The sequence below is a fragment of the Desulfotignum balticum DSM 7044 genome, assembly GCF_000421285.1.
Classification (GTDB): domain Bacteria; phylum Desulfobacterota; class Desulfobacteria; order Desulfobacterales; family Desulfobacteraceae; genus Desulfotignum; species Desulfotignum balticum.
Map to the genome: position 1 here is coordinate 2,886,269 of NZ_ATWO01000001.1, position 19,551 is coordinate 2,905,819.

General features: G+C 50.4%; 13 protein-coding genes. 11 read left to right on the forward strand and 2 right to left on the reverse strand.

The features are described from left to right. Positions 1 to 9: 9 nt before the first annotated feature. The gene (locus K365_RS0114360; RefSeq protein WP_024335132.1) at positions 10 to 1,494 is read left to right on the forward strand and encodes a B12-binding domain-containing radical SAM protein; all 1,485 of its coding nucleotides are present in this window, start codon (positions 10 to 12) and stop codon (positions 1,492 to 1,494) included. Between the two features lie 164 nt (positions 1,495 to 1,658). Here the strand turns inward: K365_RS0114360 and K365_RS0114365 are convergent, their stop codons facing one another. Both K365_RS0114365 and K365_RS0114370 read right to left on the reverse strand, forming a co-directional pair. Beyond that, positions 1,659 to 4,874: an Npt1/Npt2 family nucleotide transporter gene (locus tag K365_RS0114365; protein ID WP_024335133.1), complete on the reverse strand. Its 3,216-nt coding sequence runs from the start codon at positions 4,872 to 4,874 to the stop codon at positions 1,659 to 1,661. After that, positions 4,874 to 5,731: a formylglycine-generating enzyme family protein gene (locus K365_RS0114370; RefSeq protein WP_006964586.1), complete on the reverse strand. Its 858-nt coding sequence runs from the start codon at positions 5,729 to 5,731 to the stop codon at positions 4,874 to 4,876. Before K365_RS0114370 ends, K365_RS0114365 begins: the two co-directional genes overlap by 1 nt. Positions 5,732 to 6,153: 422 nt before the next feature. Here K365_RS0114370 and K365_RS28475 point away from each other — a divergent pair, with 422 nt between their 5' ends. The 10 genes from K365_RS28475 (at position 6,154) to K365_RS0114435 (ending at position 19,348) form a co-directional block, all read left to right on the forward strand. Next, the gene (locus K365_RS28475; RefSeq protein WP_024335135.1) at positions 6,154 to 6,462 is read left to right on the forward strand and encodes an FAD-dependent oxidoreductase; all 309 of its coding nucleotides are present in this window, start codon (positions 6,154 to 6,156) and stop codon (positions 6,460 to 6,462) included. Next, positions 6,449 to 7,333: an FAD-dependent oxidoreductase gene (locus tag K365_RS25800; protein ID WP_024335136.1), complete on the forward strand. Its 885-nt coding sequence runs from the start codon at positions 6,449 to 6,451 to the stop codon at positions 7,331 to 7,333. Before K365_RS28475 ends, K365_RS25800 begins: the two co-directional genes overlap by 14 nt. Before the next feature lie 205 nt (positions 7,334 to 7,538). Continuing rightward, on the forward strand, positions 7,539 to 8,942 hold the full coding sequence (locus K365_RS0114395) for a hypothetical protein (RefSeq protein ID WP_024335137.1): 1,404 nt from the start codon (positions 7,539 to 7,541) through the stop codon (positions 8,940 to 8,942). Positions 8,943 to 9,192: 250 nt separating this feature from the next. Then, positions 9,193 to 10,572, forward strand: coding sequence for a TolC family protein (locus K365_RS0114400; protein ID WP_024335138.1), 1,380 nt, complete (start codon positions 9,193 to 9,195; stop codon positions 10,570 to 10,572). Positions 10,573 to 10,577: 5 nt separating this feature from the next. Then, positions 10,578 to 11,705 carry an efflux RND transporter periplasmic adaptor subunit gene (locus tag K365_RS0114405; protein ID WP_024335139.1) on the forward strand — a complete coding sequence of 376 codons (1,128 nt, stop codon included), beginning with the start codon at positions 10,578 to 10,580 and terminating at the stop codon, positions 11,703 to 11,705. Position 11,706: 1 nt separating this feature from the next. Next, positions 11,707 to 14,952 (forward strand): efflux RND transporter permease subunit, encoded by a 3,246-nt coding sequence (locus K365_RS0114410; RefSeq protein ID WP_024335140.1) that lies wholly within the window; start codon positions 11,707 to 11,709, stop codon positions 14,950 to 14,952. A gap of 265 nt (positions 14,953 to 15,217) precedes the next feature. Continuing rightward, entirely contained in the window at positions 15,218 to 16,753 is a 1,536-nt protein-coding gene (locus K365_RS0114420; RefSeq protein WP_024335141.1) for an alpha,alpha-trehalose-phosphate synthase (UDP-forming), read from the forward strand. A 334-nt stretch (positions 16,754 to 17,087) separates the two neighbouring features. Continuing rightward, the gene (locus K365_RS0114425) at positions 17,088 to 17,951 is read left to right on the forward strand and encodes a sensor histidine kinase (protein ID WP_169432952.1); all 864 of its coding nucleotides are present in this window, start codon (positions 17,088 to 17,090) and stop codon (positions 17,949 to 17,951) included. Between the two features lie 172 nt (positions 17,952 to 18,123). Next, positions 18,124 to 18,486, forward strand: a complete 363-nt coding sequence (locus K365_RS0114430; RefSeq protein WP_024335143.1) for a BON domain-containing protein — start codon at positions 18,124 to 18,126, stop codon at positions 18,484 to 18,486. A gap of 208 nt (positions 18,487 to 18,694) precedes the next feature. Then, positions 18,695 to 19,348: a response regulator gene (locus tag K365_RS0114435; RefSeq protein ID WP_029725359.1), complete on the forward strand. Its 654-nt coding sequence runs from the start codon at positions 18,695 to 18,697 to the stop codon at positions 19,346 to 19,348. Positions 19,349 to 19,551: the final 203 nt, after the last annotated feature.

Here is a 19,551-nt window from a genome sequence, read left to right on the forward strand (position 1 = left end):
TGCTTTAAGATGAAAATTTTATTCATTTACCCTGAATTTCCGGATACGTTCTGGTCTTTCACCCATGCCTTGAGCTTTATCGGAAAAAAAGCGGCGTTTCCGCCGCTGGGATTGATCACGGTGGCGGCCCTGGTGCCTGAAAACTGGGACAAACGCCTGAAGGATACCAATGTGGAGCGCCTCAAAGACAAGGATATTGTCTGGGCCGATCTGGTGTTTATCGGCGGCATGGCCGTGCAGCGCACATCCACCCGGCAGATCATCGATCGCTGTAAAACATTGAATGTCAAGGTTGTGGCCGGCGGGCCGCTGTTTACCTGTGAACCCGAAGCGTTCATGGACGTGGACCACCTGGTGCTGGATGAAGCGGAGTTGACCCTGCCCAAATTTTTGTCGGATCTTGGCAACGGCCGGGCTGAAAAAATATACCGGGCCGACGGATTCTGTGATCCTGATGACACCCCCGTGCCTTTGTGGGGGCTGTTAAACATGAAACGGTATGCATCCATGAGCTTGCAGTTTTCCAGGGGCTGCCCGTTTAACTGTGATTTCTGTAACGTGACGGCCTTGTTCGGCCACATCCCCCGGTTAAAAAAAGCCGACCGGATCATCCTGGAGCTGGATCATATTTATGCAGCCGGCTGGCGCGGCAGTATCTTTTTTGTGGATGATAATTTTATCGGTAACAAGTCGTATTTAAAAAAACATCTGCTCCCGGCCCTGGTTGACTGGCGAAAAGATAAAAAAGGCTGTGTATTTTTTACGGAATCCTCCATCAATCTGGCGGATGATCCTGAACTTTTAGACATGATGGTAAAAGCCGGGTTTGATTCCGTGTTTATCGGCATTGAATCTCCGGATGAAGTGTGCCTTGCCGAATGTCATAAAACCCAGAATAAAAACAGGGATCTTCTGGAAAGCGTGGGCATCATCCAACGTTCCGGGCTGCAGGTCATGGGCGGGTTCATCGTCGGGTTTGACAGTGACGAGCCGTCCATTTTCCAGCGCCAGATCGATTTTATCCAGAAAAGCGGCATTGTCACGGCCATGGTGGGCATGCTCCAGGCCATTCCGGGAACCCGGCTGTTTGACCGGCTGCAGCAGGAAAGCCGGGTGACGAAATCCTTTACCGGGGACAATGTAAACGGCACCACCAATATCATCCCCAAGATGGGCATGGACAATCTGTTCAACGGATACCAGGCCATCATGAAACAGATCTATCAGCCGAAAAATTATTACCGCCGGATCAGGACTTTATTAATGGAGCTCAAAGCCCCTGAAATCGTTGCGCCGATTGATTTTCAGCGGTTTCTTTCCTTTTTCAGGGCCGGATTGCGGCTCGGGGTTTTCGGAAAAGAACGGTTCCACTACTGGAATCTGATTGCCTGGACCCTGGTCCGAAAACCAAGACTGGTGCCTATGGCCATCACCCTGTCCATTTACGGCTACCATTACCGGAAAATATGCGAGAGATATATCTACAAAGCATAGAGACCCGGCGCTACAAACAGCCAAAGCACACTATGATGCTGCGACACAAAATGCCCTCGAGGGGGGTGCAGTGGTTGTGGATAGTGAACTGAACATATCCAGTGTGAACCCGTAACCGGATAATAACAAACCACTGTCGGCCCCCACTTTTCCCCTCCCCTGTTTCAGATAACTTTTTCCTGAACCAGCGAATGCAGATGCCTGATCCGCCGGCTGAGAACCGAACAGATCTGCAGGGCAATGCGGGGAAATTCCATGGCGGTTTCCTTGAATTCCTGTTTGTGAAGGAGGAGAAACCGGCAGGGGGTCATGGTTCGGATAGTGGCGGACCTGGGGACGTCATCAATCAATGCCATTTCCCCAAATGCGCTGCCTGATGACATCTGGTCGATTGATTCCTCGTTGCTGTTTTCCCCTTCCATGATTACCGATACTTTGCCGGCAATAATCAGGAAAACGGTTTCGCCAGCAGTGTTTTGCTTGATCACATCCTTTTTTTTATCATATGCCCTCTCCTCGGTAACACCGGCGATGGCTGCCAGTTCCGAGGCGCTCAATCCTGAAAATATCTCGATTTCTTTTAAAAGAAGTATCTTTTCTCCCAGAGATAATTTTTCGGATGAATCTTCCCCATTGGTTTCCCCGGACTTTTTGTTTTTATTCCATAACATGTCAACTTCCCGTAAAATATGCGGGTTATCAGATTGTTTCAAGTTATGGATCAGATCCTGGTTGATGGATATGTCTGGTGTTTCTCGCAGAATCCCCAGCCCAATGATCACATCCACCCAGTTTGCAGAGGAAAGCAGATTTGATACTGCCTGTTTTCCCTCTGAGTCAAATGTTTGTATTTTTGTAAGCTTTCTGCCTTCTGTCAAAGCCATTGAAGGGTTCGGGCTTTCCAGAAGCGGCAGCATGGTTTTAAAGGTTTTGTTGTCTAAAGCATTATTAAGCAGTTCAATGGCATTGGCCCGTTGGCGGGAGTCAGAAGAGAAAATTCCCTGCCAGGCGGATTTCATCCGTTTGGTCTGGTCATGGATGGCCAGAACCTTGAGGATGTTTTCCAATACCATCTCTTTTTTTCCCACAAGATGTTCCATGGCAAGATCCTGCATCCCGCCCCGGGGAAGATTTTCCAAAGATTGGGCCATGGCCAGGTATTCATAGGCTTTGGAAAGATTTTTTTTAGCGAACAGCAATACATCGAACTCTTTTATATCCAGGGTTTCCAGCAGTTTAAAAAGTCCCCGCCGAACCCGGGTGGACGGCAGTGCCAAAGATTCCACCAGCAGCAGATTGTTCTGATAGTCCGCAGCTTTGATTTTTTCAAAGGCAAAGTCATGGATGGCATCTGAAGGATCTCCCAGCAGGTGAATCGCTTTTTTCAAAGTATCATCATTTGTTATGGAAAGGGCGTCCAGAGCTGCCATGCGCACTTCTTGATGATTATGATCCAGGTAAGACAAAGCGGCTGAATGGCCTGCCTCAGCCTGCAGCCGGGACAGGGCTCTGATGATATCGGGTATAATCGGATCGATTTCAGGTTCCTTGAGCAGGGACTGGAACCTGGGAATATATTCCTGGTTTCCGCTCAATCCGGCACAGATAATACCGGACCGGCGAAAGGGTGTATCTGTGCGGGACAGCCAGTCCTCGATACATTGATGCAGCGATTCCGGCTGGTCTGCATACCGGCAGGCGCAGGCAAATCCCCTGACCACCGGGTGAGAGCTGTTTATATAGCTGGAGAATTCAGATGGATTCACAGCCTGGATACCGTGGCGGAAGACAAACTTCAAAATGGCGATGGTGGTTTCATGACGCTGGGAGGACAGATACCCGACCAGATCTTTTGCGGCCCGGGGGCCGTATTCAGGAGAAATCATTTTGATGAGGGCCACCTGGGTATCCTCATCCTGGTGGCCCAGGTTTTTGAGAATCAACTTATCCAGCCGGTCTGGAGAAATTTTTTTCAACAGTCCGGCATACCAGAGTGCATCGTTGCCCCGGGCAGCCAGAAACAAGGATTCCAGGTCTGCCAGTGTTTTTTCCTGATTAAATATCTGGCCCAGTTCTTTTTGGTCAAGACTTTTGATATCCAGCAGGTTTCTGGAAATCATGTCCAGTAAAATCTTTGAATACCTGGCCTTGAGCACAAACGGGGCTGCCGCCCAGGCGATGAGAAATGGCAGGGCCACCAGGGTCAGGTATCTCGGATGAAACAAGGGGGTGGAAACAAGAATCAGTGCAGATCCTGTGAACAGGGCCAGTCTGACAACAGTGCCCCGTAAAAAAGGGCGGATCATGTCCCGGTAGGATTCAGGAAACAGACCGATGAGAATACTGTTGGCAGGGCCGTTAATGGTGGTGCGGATGATGTTGGTGGACATCTTGGCATACATGGCTGAAAATACGTCAAATCGGAGCAGAAAAGCCATAAACGCCAGCATATAGTTGAAAGGGTGGAACATGAGGGCCACAGGCATTCCCCACCGGCCGTAAATACGTCCCACAAACAATAAAACAATCAGGCTGACGATATACAGCACGCCCCTGAAATTACCGAAAAACTGGATCATGGCACTTTCCGAGGCAAACTGTTCATTAACCGCATAATTGAACTGGTAGTTCATGATGGGAATGAGTACATTGGGCATGAATGTCAGAACCAGGACAATTTTTACCAGGATGGAATCTTTTACCAAGGGGTATACCCGTTTGATTTCTTCCATCATGGGAGGCCTTTTTTTGCCGGATTTTCCTGTTTTTTCGGTAAATATCAAGGTGGCGTAACTGCGCCCCATGGCCTGGATCATCAATGCACCAAAAATAGTGGTGACCAGATACAGATACAGCAAATTGTCCATGCTGAACAGGCTTGCAAAATACGGGGTGCCGAAACTGCCTAAGATGAGTCCGATGACCCCCCCGGCCGTGAGCAGGGGAAACAGACGTTTGGACTGGCGGGTGTTGAACAAATCATTGCACATGTTCCAGAACAAAAGGGCATGGAGCAGCTCAAACTGGCTTTTGAGCATGAACAAAAGGGGGTAGAGCAGGTCGATGCCAAAGGGGATGAGCAGCCGGATCACTGTGACAATGGTGCCTGAGAAAATAAAGATATATGACAGCAGTTTTGCCCCCGGTGTTTTGCTTAAAAAAGCCGTCAACAGCCCGGTGACAAAAAAGGTGGCCACTGCATTGAGCATATTGACCACGGGCAGATATTCCACCCCGTACCGTTTTAAAAAAGCGGTTTCCGCATAGTTGTTGAGGATGATGCCGGCGCTGCGGATGATGAACAAAAGGGCGGCTGTCCATAAAAAAAGGCTGATTTCCTCTTCATAAATTTTGAGAAGATCCAGCAGTTTTGCGCGCATCAATCTGTCTCACGGACCAGCCTGAATCCGGTGGTCTGGAACCTGGCGCCGGGATGGGCATAGGTTCGGTTGGCGCTTCTGAGAAACTGGCCATATTTGTACCAGCTGCCGCCCCGGCGTACCCTTGGCCTGGAAGAGAAAAGATCATAGGTGTTGACCCCGGGGGTGCGTATGTCATCGGTATATACATCTGCACACCATTCCCAGACATTGCCGTGCATGTCATAAAACCCCCATGGATTGGGGGCAAAGGACCCCACCGGGGCAGGCCCGTTTACCGGCAGTCCCACAGACCGGTAATAATCACAGCAATCGCACAATTTTTTCTGATTATTGGCATACATGCCCTTGGAACAGTCAATCTCATTTCCCCAGCTGTATGCGGTGGTGGTGCCGGCCCTGCAGGCATATTCCCATTCCGCTTCCGAAGGAAGCCGGTATTGCGCGCTGCCTTTTTTGTTGAGTTTTCTGATAAATTTCTGGACATCATAAAAAGAGACACGGGTGACCGGGGTCCGGGCTGTGCCTTCTCGTCTGATAAACCAGCTGTTTCCCATCACCGCCCGCCATTGTTCCAGGGTTACTTCGGTCTCCTGGAGATAAAACGGTTTTCTGATATGAATCTGGTGCTGTGTTTCATTGCTTGTCCGGTGTTCTTCAGTTTCAGGGCTTCCCATGAGAAATGTGCCGGGAGCCACCCGGATAAAGGTCATGCCCAGATGATTGGTGATCTGTTTTTCCTGGCCCTCAGCAGCCTGGATTACACAGATCAGACAGAAAAAAAGGAACCAGGACCACCATTTTACCGGTATTATGCCATCAAAGGGCACAAATTGTCTGTTCAGGTTGTTTTCCATTAGTGATAATCCTTAATGTTACTATATTAAAAATATTGATAATATACGCCTTTGTATTGAGGTGGTTCAAAGTCAAAGTAACATCACGCACCGGTCAGCGGCAGGACGGTAAGGCCGATTAAGAATAATACCAGGCACTGATTAGCACAATACAGGAAAAAATGTATTTTCCGCCGGCCGATTATGTATAGTGGTTTTTTGAATTACCAACCGGAAAATGATGATTTCATAAGGACACAGCTGTTTTTGGTTGACAAAAAGCCGACCGGGAAAAAAGAAACCAGGCACCACCCTTTCGGGTCTAGGTGCCGGGATGTTCCTCCGGCGAAGAGGCATATTCCCGCTTTGCTGCCGGGCAAAAAGTACTTGCTTTTTCATGCATGCTCTGCAAAAATGAGATATAATTTGCTGGAGGAAGAACATTGAAATCAGTCGTTATTTTCGGCGCCGGAATCGCCGGATTAAGTGCCGCCCATGAACTCAACCAGTTGGGATATCAGGTATCGGTGTATGAAGCCATGGAACAGCCGGGCGGATTCTTCAGAAGCGCCCGCTGCAGTCACAATAATATGCCCACGGAATATTCCTGGCACGGCATGGACCCATGGGGCGGAAGATGGATGGCTGTTGCTCAAAGGGCCCAGCAGCGAATACTGGTTCGAGCCCTGGATCGCCTGTCTCCAGGAAAAGGGAGTTACGTTCCACTGGCAAAAGCCTTTGACAAAAATTGAATTTGACGGCACAACGATTCTTTCCACTGCTTCAGGCGACGAGACAATTGTCGGTGATTACTATATCCTGGCCATTAATCCTTTTGCCACGGCACAAATTTTAAGCAAAACTCCCGAACTGGCAAAGCTGGAGGTTCTCCGATTGTTTACGCCCCTTGTCCAGGATGGGCCGCATACCCAGGTATCCTTTCGGGTGGCGTTTTCAGAGGAGATCCATTTTCCCCGGAAAAGAATGGCCGTAATTGTGACTGATTCAGAATTCAACCTGACCCTGTTTGCCGAGGAACAGGCATGGAACAAGGACGTGGATCTGGGAAAAAACGTGAAATCGCTGTGGACCGGAACATCATGTATCAGCAGTGTTCCCGGCAGGATCTACCATAAACCCGTCAATACATGCACGAAAGAGGAGGTGAAGGCCCAGATATTGCGCTGCGGCGCGCTTGATGAAATGATCCGGGAAGCGAATCAGGGGAAAGCGCTGAAGGATTTTTCGATGATGGAAATCGAGGTCTGGCATGAGTGGGAATTCTCTGCTGAGGGAATCCGGCCGTATCAACCCAAATGGGTGAACAGTACCACTACCCAGCACTTTATGCCGCCCCAGACCACACCGCTTGCCAACCTGTTTCTCGCCGGTGCGCATACCCAAACCCAGACCCATGTCTGGAGCATTGAAGGCGCCGTGGAAAGTGGCAGGAGAGCCGCCAAAGCCATTGACCCGCGAGTCGCGGTGATAGACCAGTACATTCCCGGATGGGTCAGGGTAATTTCCAGAATTGATGATCTACTCTATGCGGTTAAAGCACCGCATGTTATTGATTTGACCATTGCCCTGCTCCTTTTTCTGGGCTTGTGGTTCTTGCTTTAATTTTTCCTGGCGAAGGACGGCAACCGCAAGAACGACCCGCAGGATCTCATGGGTAACGATGATATCCGTGCCGTTGCCCCTTGGCTTGCCACCCAGCCCCAGTCCAATGCCAATTCAGCCGACGTTAAAATCCGTGTGGCTGATTAGCGGCGTTGATGCAGTCGGGTGAAAAAGAGCCCTGAAAGAAAACAAGGAGGACTGCCTGATGAAGATTCAACCGTCACTTACCATAATCTCGCTGTTGGGGATGTGTCTCGCCGTACTCATGTCGGGGGGATGCGCCGCGCTGCAGAAAAGCGCAACAGAGGAACCTTCGCGCCGGCTCGATGGTGCCGAGGCCGGCGAACGCGTTACCTCGGCGGAGCTGGATCAACTCACCCGCGGCTTTGCCGACCGCTACGTCGGCCTGCTCTATTCCGTCTGCGATGCTTTGAAGGAGGATAATCCTGATCCTGAGCAGCGCCGGGCCGCACAGATGTTTCTCGCGGACAACGCCACCAACGTTTACGACATCGCCAGTAATGCCGACGCGTTCACCCGCGTGCTCGATTTGGTCGTGGTCACGACATTGGTCAGTCAGGAATGGGCCGTGGATGGCAGGGCCGCAGCGGTGTTCGGTGAGCGGGGCCAGGCGCTGGCAGACGCTCTGTCTCAGGCCAGAGCGGAAACGCGGCTGCTTGCCGCTCGTGTGCTCTCCGCCGAACAACTCGACATTCTCGAATCTCTGCTGCAGGACTGGCGAGAGGAGAACCCGAAAGTTGTTCGCGCCTCGTTTGTTCGCTTCTCAAACTTCGCCATGGGGCGGGGCAAGTCGGCCGCCGCGCGGGTGCTCGAGGCCCGGGGTCTCTTCGAGGAGATCGGAGAAGCGGCGCAGTCCGTCGACGAGGCACGAGTGCTCGCCGAGCGAACGTTCTATCGGCTCAAGCGCGAGTCCACACTGCTCCGGTGGCAGGCGGCGGCGATGAAGGCCGATTTGGTCGCCACCCCTGAACTCAACACGGCACTTGCCGACGTGCATTCGGTGACCGATCAGATCGAGCAACTATCCGCAAACATCGCGGCCGAGCGGCAAGCCATCCTCACAGGGATCAATGACCCTTTGCAGCGTGCCGATGCGACAATCGCCAACATGCGGGCCGCTGTAGACGAGGCAGACACGTTCGTCGCGTCGCTGAAACCAGCGAGTGAATCATTCAACGAGATGCTCACGACAGCGGATAGCCTGTTTGCTCGGCTTGCGGCCTTGACCCGGTCGAAGACGGGCAAGGAGGGGCATACCTTTGACATCCGCGAGTATAAGCAGACGGCCAAAGATGTGACGCTCGCCGTGGAGGAAATGAACAAGTTGCTCACGAGGGCGGAACACCTGTCAGGATTGTCAGATTTGAAACACGGGATGCAGGAGGTGAATGATTCGGTCGATGGGCGGATCATGACGGTGGCCGATCAGAGCCAGGTGGTGATGAATGCGTTTTTCTGGCGCGCCTGCGCATTGCTGGGTGTGCTGTTCACGATGCTCATCTTGTACCGGGTAATTTCACTCCTGCTCATGCGGAACATAGAAAGACGGCAGGGCACAGCCGAAAATAAAACCAGCCATGCTCTTTGAGTCCGGAGAAGATAATAACGTCACCTGCGGTTTGTGGCATCGGTACGGCAGGCTGCAATCGGTCTTAGATAATATGCCTGATCATGTGGCTCAGATCGGCATTGCATTTTTACTTCCATCTTTGCATCATTTTCTTTTAAATCAACCGAATGCATGGTAGAATTATGTTTTGGGAAGTCAAAAATGTAATTTCTTCCCTTTTGTCCCCGCACACACGGCAGTTTGAGACCAGCACATATGGGAGAAACAGATGGAATCCGCTAATCTGTCATTCAAAAGCATTTTGATGCTTGCTTTTCTTATTATCGCCACCTGCTGTGCCCTGCCGGACGTATCCCGGGCAGAAGACCATCTGCTGACCCTGGAAACCGCCATCACAACCGCCCTGAAAAACAATCCGGATATCCGGATGGCCCGCACCCTGATCAAAAAAACCGAAGCGTCCGTCAAAAAAACCGAAGCCGTCTTCTGGCCTAAGGTGACGGCTTTCAGTGAACTGTCGGCAGGGGATGCCCCTTCTGCTTTTTTGTTTAAAACCATTGACCAGAGAGAACTGCCCCCTGATATTGATTTTAACGATCCCGGGTCGTTCACCAATATGGAAGTGGGCATCATGGCCGGGATAAATCTGTATAACGGCGGAAAAAACCGGCTGGAAAAGCAGCTGGCACAAAAAAAACTGGCTGACCAGACCGCACTGGCCCTTCAGACGGAAAATGACCGCATCGCTGCGGTAATCCAGATGTTTTTCACCGCGCTCAAGGCCAGGGAATATATCCTCATCGCCCGGACATCGGTGCAGACGGTGGAAGAACAGCTGGATATGATGACGGTGCGTTTCAAAGGCGGCAGTGTTTTAAAATCAGATATTCTGTCTTTGAAAGTCCGCCTGGCTGAAGCAAAAAAAAATCTGGTGGAAAGCAAAAACACCTTTGCCACCACCATGACAGCCCTGGCCTCATTGCTCGGGCATACACCCGGCCATTCTTTTTCTCTTGATCCGGACCCGGACAGCACCTGTGTGGTAACCTTTCCCGACTCCATTGACCAGGCCTGGGCCCTTGCCCTTGAAAAACGGCCGGAACTGCACCGGGCACAGCAGCAGATAGATATGGCCAGAACGGCTGTATCCCTTGCAGCGAGCGGCTACCGCCCCCGGGTTGACCTGCAGGCCCGGTGGTATATGGACAGTGATGATCTTTCCTACAATACATCACAGGACAATTACACGGCCAGCCTGAATCTTGCCTGGGACCTGTTCGACGGCTTTGCCACCCGGGCGCAGATTGCCGAAGCGGGGCATGAACTGGAAAGGGCCCTGGAAGCCCGGCAGAAAATCCGGATGCAGATTTACCAGGATGTGAAACAAGCCTATCTTGCGCATGAAAACGCACAACAGCGACTGCATGTTGCCCGGTCCAGTGTAGATATGGCCAAAGAATCCCTTCATATAGTCAAAAAGCGCTATGACGGCGGTGCTGAACCCATTACCCGGTACCTGGAGGCGGAACTGGACAGAACCAGGGCCGGCATCAACAAAGCGGCGGCATTTTATGACGGCAAAACGGCAAAAATCGAGATTGCCCGGGCCATTGGAACCCTTTCCAGACTCTGGTCACAGGAGAAGTAAAAAAGATGTCTTCATATAAAAATAACGCGGCCTGCGCTTTGATTGCAAAAACAGTATTGTCAGCCCTGTTGGTGCTTGCCCCATACCACTGCAGGACTGCTGATGCAGATGCAGGGTATCAGCCGCAAAAAACAGTCAAAACAAAGGAACAGACCGTTGCCCAGACCTATCCGGCCGTGGGAACTGTCCGGCCCAAAAGTGAAACCAGTATCAGTGCCCAGATCAGTGCCCAGATAACCGATGTGCATGTCAAGGCAGGGCAGATCGTCACATCAGGCACCCTGTTGATCACCCTGGACAGCAGACAGGCCACGGCCAGGCTGGAAAGTGCCAGAGAAGCGCTTCGCGGGGCCAAAGCCTCCCGGGACAAAGCCCGCCAGGCAATCAACTCTGCGCAAGCCTCTTATACCAATGCAGAACAGCACTTTACACGTATCAAGAACTTTTATGTATCAGGTGCCGCCACTGAGCAGGAATTGGAAAATGCACAAGCCGGTTTTCTGCAGGCCCGGGCCGCATTGTCCATGTCCCGTGAATCCCTGGTGGAGGCAGAGGCAGGCATCCAGCAGGCCACAGAAACCATTACCGACGCAAAAGTACACCTTGGTTTTTCAAAAATCATTGCGCCTGTGGACGGAGAAATCATCCGGATCCTGGTGGAACCCGGAGATCTGGCCCTGCCGGGCAAGCCCCTGGCGGCGGTGCGGACCAAAGGGGGCTACAGGGTTGAAGCCCATGTAAGAGAAGGCCTTATCAACACCATCAAAACCGGTTCCCAGCTTCAGGCGGTTATCCCCACCCCCGGCCTTTCCTTGAATGCCGTGGTTGAAGAAATCATTCCCTATGCCGATCCCCAGACCCGCACCTTTCTTGTCAAAGCTGCCATCCCGGCCAAAGAAGGCATCTATTCCGGCATGTATGCCAAGCTGATGGTCCCGGAAGCCCACAGAACCATCATCACCCTGGACAAAGAGGCGGTTATCCATGCCGGACAGCTCGAACTTGTCATGGTCAAAACCAATGGTACCTGGCAGCGCCGGTATATTACAACCATTCCCCTGGACAACACCCGCGTGGAAGTTCTGTCAGGACTGTCTGCCAATGAGACCATAGGCATCGGGGAGGCCCGGTGATATGACAGACCAGCAGCCCTCTGATCCCAAAGGCATTATTCCGGCGATAGTCAAGGTATTTCTCGGTTCAGAATTTTCCCTGATTCTTATCATCATAGCCCTTTGCCTGGGTGCTGCCGCCCTTTTTGTCACCCCGAAAGAAGAAGAACCCCAGATCGTTGTGCCCATGGCAGATATCTATGTCAATGCCCCGGGTGCAAGTCCCCGGGAAATCGAGCAGCTGGTATCCATCCCTTTGGAAAGGTTTTTATGGCAGATCGACGGGGTTGAGTACGTCTATTCCATCTCACAAAAAGACATGGCCGTGGTCACGGTCCGCTTTTTTGTAGGAGAAGACCGTGAAGATTCCCTGATAAAGCTGCAAAACAGAATATCCATGCACATCGACCAGGTGACCCCCATTGTCGAAAAATGGGTGATAAAACCCATAGAGATCGATGATGTGCCCATCGTCACCATCAGTTTGTTTTCCGACCTGCTGGATGATGCCCAGCTCCACAGAACAGGCCAGGAAGCCCTGGCCAGGCTCAGCCGGGTTGAAAACACCTCCAGAACCGTTCTGCACGGGGGAAGGCCCAGAGAAATTCGGGTTGAACTGGATCCTGAAAAAATGACCGGTTACGGGATTTCCTATATGAATGTCCAGCAGGCACTGCAGGAGGCGGATTTTTCTGTCAATGCAGGAGATTTTTCCAGAAACGACACTAGTTTTCCCGTGACCACCACCTCGTTTATGTATACTGCCGAGGATGTAAGATCTCTGGTTGTCGGGATAAAAGACAATATTCCGGTGTATCTCAGGGATATTGCCCATATTCAGGACATTCCCAGAGAATCCGATTCTTACACGGCCATCAGTTTTTCCAACGCGTATGCAAAAAAACAGGACAAGTTTGTGCCCGGCAAACGCTACCCTGCCGTCACCCTTGCCGTTTCCAAGAAAAAAGGGGCCAATGCCGTCGCGGTTGCCAAAGAAATCATCGATGAATTTGAGCGGATTCATGAGCAAATACTTCCCCATGGTGTTGATTATCAGATCACCCGCAATTACGGAGAAACCGCTGCCCAAAAAGTGTGGGGTCTTGTCACCTCTCTGGGATTTGCCATCGCCTCTGTGGTGATTCTTCTGGCTTTTGCACTGGGATGGCGGGAGGCTTTGATCGTCGCCGTTGCCGTACCCATCAGTTTTTCTCTGGCCCTGTTTGTCAACTACCTGTTCGGCTACACCATCAACCGGGTGACCCTGTTTGCCCTGATTCTTTCTTTGGGTCTGGTGGTGGATGATCCCATCACCAATGTGGAAAACATCCAGCGCCATATCAAAATGGGCCTGCTTGACCCGTTCAAGGCCACCCTGGCTGCGGTTGACGAGGTGCTGCCCCCGGTGATCATGTCCACCCTGGCAATTATTGTCTGCTTTGTCCCCTTGTTTTTCATTACCGGCATGATGGGGCCCTACATGGCTCCCATGGCGGTGAATGTCCCTCTGACAGTGACGTTTTCCACCCTGAGCGCCCTGACCATCGTGCCCTGGCTGACCCTGAAGCTGCTCAGATCGACTGCGCCTGAACTGATGGATCAGAACGATCCGGATACAGCATCATCAGACCGTATCTCAAAACAAAGCCGTTTGTTCCGCACCTACCGCAGCATTGTCCAGCCGTTTCTGAACTCGGGTATAAAACGCATGGTGCTGTTTGTGCTGGTGATTGTACTTTTGCTGGTTTCCTGTTCTCTGGCCCTGTTCCGTCTGGTACCCCTGAAACTTCTGCCCTTTGACAACAAAAACGAATTCCAGATCGTGATCGACATGCCTGAAGGCACCACCCTTGAGCGGACCAATGCGGTTGTACAGGATTTTGAAAGCTATCTTAAAACCGTTCCGGAAATCACCAGCATGGTATCCTATACAGGGGATGCCTCTCCCATGGATTTCAACGGCATGGTCAGGCACTATTATCTGCGCAAAGCAGACAATCTGGCGGATATCCGGGTCAACCTCACGGGCAAGGATGCCCGGGACCAGCAGAGCCACGCCATTGTTCTACGCCTGAGAAATGACCTGGAAGCCATTGCCCGTAAAAACAATGCCAAAATCAAGCTTGTGGAAGTCCCGCCCGGACCGCCGGTGCTGTCAACCCTTGTGGGCGAGCTGTATGCGGATGCAGATGTGCCCTACGATCAGCTGATCCAGGCCGCAGACCACCTGAAAAAAATCATGGAAAAAGAAGCCTTTGTGGTGGACATCGATGACATGGCCCAAACGCTTCATGAGCGCATCGATTTTATCATCGACAAAGAAAAAGCCGCGCTTCACGGTATCTCCACCCGGCAGATCACCACCACCCTTCAGGGTATGATCCAGGGCATGACACCGGCACATCTGCATCTGCCCAGGGAAAGAAATCCCTTATACATCCGGGTGATCATGCCCAGAAAACACCGCTCCGGCATCGTGGCCCTGACCTCGGTGCCCCTCCGGTCCAAAACCGGCAGCATGGTTCCTTTAGCGGAACTGGTGCATGTCCAGAGAGTGCCCAACCAGCAGCCCATTTATCACAAGAACCTTGACAGGGTGGTGTATGTGCTGGCAGATACTGCCGGCCGGGCCCCGGCAGAGGCCATCCTTGACATGCAGAAAAAACTGAAAAAAAATCCCCTGCCCAAAGGCATTCAGGTGAACTGGGCAGGAGAAGGAGAATGGAAAATCACCATCCGGGTCTTCAGGGACATGGGTATCGCCTTTGCTGCAGCCTTGATCGGCATATACATTCTTCTGGTCATCCAGTCCGGATCTTTTTTCATGCCGGTTCTGATCATGATGGCCATCCCCTTAACCCTGCTGGGCATCATGCCCGGATTTTTTGTTCTCAACCTGGTGGCTGCCTCTCCGGTGGGCGAATTTTCCAATCCGATTTTTTTCACGGCCACCTCCATGATCGGCATGATCGCCTTAGGCGGCATTGTCATACGAAACGCCCTGGTGCTCATTGAATTTATCCAGGCTTCCCTGAAACAGGGCATGGAATTGAAAGAGGCGATTCTCCAGAGCGGGGCCATCCGGATGCGGCCCATCCTGCTCACCGCACTGACAACGGCTATCGGCGCATTTCCCATTACCCTGGACCCGGTTTTTTCAGGGCTTGCCTGGGCCCTTATTTTCGGCCTGGCTGCATCAACCCTGTTTACCCTGGTGCTGATTCCCGTGGCCTATTATGCCGTCTATCACAAAAGCAACGCATTCTGAGCGTTGGATTATACCCACATGCCACTGGCGCCATATCAAAGGGCTTTCAACTTCTTCTTTGTCAGGTTCAGTTCTTTATGGAAAATATCTGTTTCTTTCCACAGATACCCGGAAACCGGTGCTGCATTTTCTACAGCCTTGAACGGCTGAAAATGGGGGAAATCCTTTATTTCCGTCTGTAGGGAATCCTGGTATCTTCTTACATCATCGAGTTCTTGTAAGGACTTAGTTGAATACAGGTTCTCATATTATCGAAAAGGGTAAAATGCATATTACCAATAAAACAAACAATTCTCAAAAAAACCGTTTGATCATCGTATCCAACCGTCTGCCCATTGTCCTGTCCAAAGACAATAAAGGCCGGTGGCAGGCAGAACAGGGATCCGGGGGCTTGATAACGGCGCTGGCACCGGTATTGAAAAACCGAGGTGGGTTGTGGATCGGATGGCCGGGCACCTCCCGGGCCCACGACAAAAAAGCGCTGGAATCCGTGTTTACCCGGGCGGCCGGGGATTTCGGCTATACCTTTGAACCGGTTTTCCTGCCTGAAAGCCTGGTCAATGCGTATTATTTCGGATTTTCAAATCAGGTGCTGTGGCCCTTGTTTCACGACCTGCAGACCCGGTGTGATTTTTCGCCTGACTATTGGAACGCCTACCAGAAAGTCAATGAGATATTTGCCCGGACCATCGCCCAAAACATCAAAAGCCAGGATGATCACATCTGGGTGCATGATTACCATTTAATGGGGGTGGGCCAGGCCTTGCGAAAATTACACGCAACCGCAAAAATCGGATATTTTCTGCACATTCCGTTTCCCCCCCTGGACATTTTTCTCAAGCTGCCCTGGCGGTTTCAGATTCTTGAGTCCCTGTTGTGCTATGACATGATCGGTTTTCAGACCCAAAGAGACCGGCGCAATTTTGTCCAATGCGTGCACGCCATGCTCAACCACATCAGAATAAAAGGAAGGGGACAGGTGCTTTCCACCCAGGTCAACGGCCGCATGGTCCGGGTGGGCAACTTTCCCATCAGTATTGATTACAATGAATTTGCAAAAAAAGCCGGCACCCGGGCCGTGGAAAAAAGAGTGGATGAAATCCGCGCTGTATTTCCCTCTGATCACCTGATTCTCGGGGTGGACCGCCTGGATTACAGCAAAGGTATCCCTGAAAGACTGCTGGCGTTTCGCAATGCACTGCAGCGGTATCCGGAACTGGAAAAAAAAATCAGCATGGTTCAGATTGTGGTCCCCAGCCGGCAGCGCATCCCGGAATATGAAAACCTCAAACATGAGATTGAGCAGTTAATCAGCGAAATTAACGGCACATTCACCCGGCCCGGATGGGTGCCCATCCACTATCTGTATCAAGGCGTTGACAGAACCGAACTGACCGCTTTATACCGGGCTGCTGACATTGCCCTGGTGACTCCGCTCAAAGACGGGATGAATCTGGTGGCCAAAGAATATTGCGCATCCAATATCCATTTAGACGGGGTGCTGATATTAAGTGAGTTTGCCGGTGCATCCAGCCAATTGTATAAACACGCACTTCTGGTCAATCCCCACGATATCGAGGGCATTGCCGATGCCATTAACCAGGCCTGCCACATGGGTCTTGATGAACGCAAAAAACGCATGCGGGCGTTGCGCAAAATAGTCAAAAAAACAGACATATACTGGTGGGTGGATACATTTTTAAAAGCGGTTTTCTCCCATGATCTGGACACCCTGGGGCCATTGGAAGATTATATCCCCTCCCAGGAAATTTCGAACAGAAAAAACAGGGAAGCGCCTTGAAAAATTCAATGACTTCAAAAACGGCACAATAAACGTTCCTGCTATTTTTGTCTCCGGGCTAACACCTATTTTAAATAGGTGATCCATCAGGTTTTTTATGACTTTCTGTCTTGTTGACGTAAAAGACGATTCCGTTTAGAGTTATAAATGAGATGAAAGCCGGAAAGTTTTAATCTGACATCCCTTCAAAAGAGTCCTGAACGGCGCAGACATACCGCCATCTTGAATTTGGTGCCCAACAGTACCCGTCGAAACATTAGTTTTCATGCCGGCAATAGAAAAATCAAAAGGGACCCAGGCAAAAAAAGACAGATTGGTGAAAGGAGATTATGCCATGTTGGGGACAACAATGAATCCAGGCCCGTTTGATAATGACGTTTCAACCGACGAGGTTGGATTGACTGAATTTCAATTCTATACAACCGAACACACTGTAACAGAAGACGTTCTGAACGCGCGACGGTCAAGACACGGGTTCGAACGAAACAGCATTTTGCTTGAATTGGAAAAATACCGGAAAGAAAATGAACACCTGAGATTCTTTGTCCAGAAAACGGCGCAAGATGCCATCAATGCAATGGAAAACGACCGCAAAACCGTGGCGAGAGAGATACATGACAGCATCGGCGGCAACTTGACTGCAATTAAATTATTCATGGAATTCAGAATGGACAGCAGTAACGTGCCGTCTTGTGAAAGCGGCAAGTCCATTGAGCAAATTATCAGCTATTTGACAGATACCATCAAAGAAACCCGTACCATTTGTCATCAATTGAACCCAAGAGAGCTTGAGGGTTTCGAACTGACGGACGCAATTTCAAAATTAATAAACAGAGTGAACCAATTTTTTCCCGGGATCCAGGTGGATTTTGAGTTTGAGCTTTCCGAAGAAGTCATCTCTGAAAGAATTAAAACCGTGGTCTATCGCGTTGTTCAGGAAGCATTGAACAATATCGGCAAACACAGCGGGGCCGATGCCGTCAAAATCAGGCTGATCGCGGTGCATAATCTGATTTGGCTCAAAGTGGAAGACAATGGATGCGGATTCGATATCCATGGGCTTGAAACAGAATCGTATGATCAGGGCCTTGGACTGCGCGGCATGAAAGACCGCATCGGGCTCTGTGAAGGGACGTTCCAGATGCAGTCCAGTCCTGGAAAAGGAACCAGGCTGTCGGCAACGATTCCGAACAGGTGATGATGCAAGGAGCTACCCCGCAGTTATCTGCATGATTTGGCACGCTAAAATACAGTGATTTACTGATGGCCGTTTCTCCAATTGCCACTTAATATACTGTTCAGGATGCGGTGTCCCGCCTGAATACAACTCAGCTGATGGCCATGAGTGCCGATCTGAAAGGACTTTATTTATGAATTTAACACAGAAAATTAAAGAAAAAAAAGCGGCAAATACAGCGGACTTTCAAACCAAAATTGAGATACTCTTGAAACTTGCAGTGATACCTGATTTAAAAATTCTTGCACCCAGAGTGTCTGTGAAAAATGGCACAGTGACCCTGGGGGGAATAGTGGATGCATTCTGGAAAAGTTCGTATATCGAAAATATTCTGGCATCGGAACTGCCCAATCGACATGTGAAAAACAACCTGACCGTGGCAATGGCCTGTTTCCTGGATTCTTCCTGTCAAGCAGCCCATGAAAAAGAATTGAACACGGGCCATGGTTCGGAAAAAACCCAGGAAGCCGTCCTCCAGGACCGCATGTCAGTCTGATTGATCGGATCGAGATCAATTTATTAATCATGCAAATATTTGCGAAATTAATAATATTCTTTCCAAAATCAAGTTTCATTATCCCTGTATGCGTTTTCTCCGGCTGAAATCATTAATCATTGCCTTTGGCTTTTGTCTCTGCTATTAGATAATTTTATCCATGCGTGATGTCTGGATGAAAAAACAACTGCACAGACAGGAAGCTATCATGGAAAAAACACGTATTGTGATCGCAGAAGACAGCAAATTACTCAGGGAAGGATTGTGTCTGATGATCAATAGTGATGATTCCCTGGAGGTTGTTGCCGAGGCGGCGGACGGATTTGAAGCCATTGCCCAGTGCCTGGAATATCATCCGGACATGGCAATGCTGGACCTGTCCATGCCGAAAATGGACGGTCTTTCCGCCATCAAAGAAATCAAACGCCAGATACCGGATATCAAGATCCTTGCTTTGACCATTCATGACACAGAAGACTTTATCCTGCAATGTTTCCAAAGCGGCGTGCAGGGCTACTGCCTGAAAGATTCGTCCCAGGATGACCTTTTAAAAGCCATCCGTCTGGTTTCATCGGGGAAAACATATATCAGTCCCAGCATCGCCGGCAAAGTCATGGAAGGATATCTTGAAGGAAAAAAACATCTGAAAGAACGCAGTTCATGGGACACCCTGACCCAGCGGGAAAAAGAAGTGCTGAAACTGGTGGCTGAAGGCTATACCAGCAAAGAGATCGCCGACCTGCTGTGCAACAGCCCCAAAACCATTGAACGCCACAGGGCCAACATCATGAGCAAGCTGGCTGTCAACAATGTGTCTCATCTGACCGCCATTGCCATTGAAAAAGGCCTTGTAAATTCGTGACATTCCAGCCGCTGGATCCACCCGGCGGCAAAAACATACATACCAAACAGCCTTTTATACATCCTTGATTGACTGAAAATGGGGGAAATCCTTTATGTCAGTTTAAAGGGAATATTGGTATCTTCTTAATCTCATGAATTGATATATGCCGATACGTACGCACATTGAAAACCCCGGTTTCAAATGGTTTGCATTAATGGTCA

Excerpts from the sequence above, each read along its gene's own strand:
- K365_RS0114360 (WP_024335132.1), top strand. The coding sequence starts at position 10 with ATGAAAATTTTATTCATTTACCCTGAATTTCCGGATACGTTCTGGTCT.
- K365_RS0114365 (WP_024335133.1), bottom strand. The coding sequence starts at position 4,874 with ATGCGCGCAAAACTGCTGGATCTTCTCAAAATTTATGAAGAGGAAATC.
- K365_RS0114370 (WP_006964586.1), bottom strand. The coding sequence starts at position 5,731 with ATGGAAAACAACCTGAACAGACAATTTGTGCCCTTTGATGGCATAATA.
- K365_RS0114395 (WP_024335137.1), top strand. The coding sequence starts at position 7,539 with ATGAAGATTCAACCGTCACTTACCATAATCTCGCTGTTGGGGATGTGT.
- K365_RS0114400 (WP_024335138.1), top strand. The coding sequence starts at position 9,193 with ATGGAATCCGCTAATCTGTCATTCAAAAGCATTTTGATGCTTGCTTTT.
- K365_RS0114405 (WP_024335139.1), top strand. The coding sequence starts at position 10,578 with ATGTCTTCATATAAAAATAACGCGGCCTGCGCTTTGATTGCAAAAACA.
- K365_RS0114410 (WP_024335140.1), top strand. The coding sequence starts at position 11,707 with ATGACAGACCAGCAGCCCTCTGATCCCAAAGGCATTATTCCGGCGATA.
- K365_RS0114420 (WP_024335141.1), top strand. The coding sequence starts at position 15,218 with ATGCATATTACCAATAAAACAAACAATTCTCAAAAAAACCGTTTGATC.
- K365_RS0114425 (WP_169432952.1), top strand. The coding sequence starts at position 17,088 with ATGTTGGGGACAACAATGAATCCAGGCCCGTTTGATAATGACGTTTCA.
- K365_RS0114430 (WP_024335143.1), top strand. The coding sequence starts at position 18,124 with ATGAATTTAACACAGAAAATTAAAGAAAAAAAAGCGGCAAATACAGCG.
- K365_RS0114435 (WP_029725359.1), top strand. The coding sequence starts at position 18,695 with ATGGAAAAAACACGTATTGTGATCGCAGAAGACAGCAAATTACTCAGG.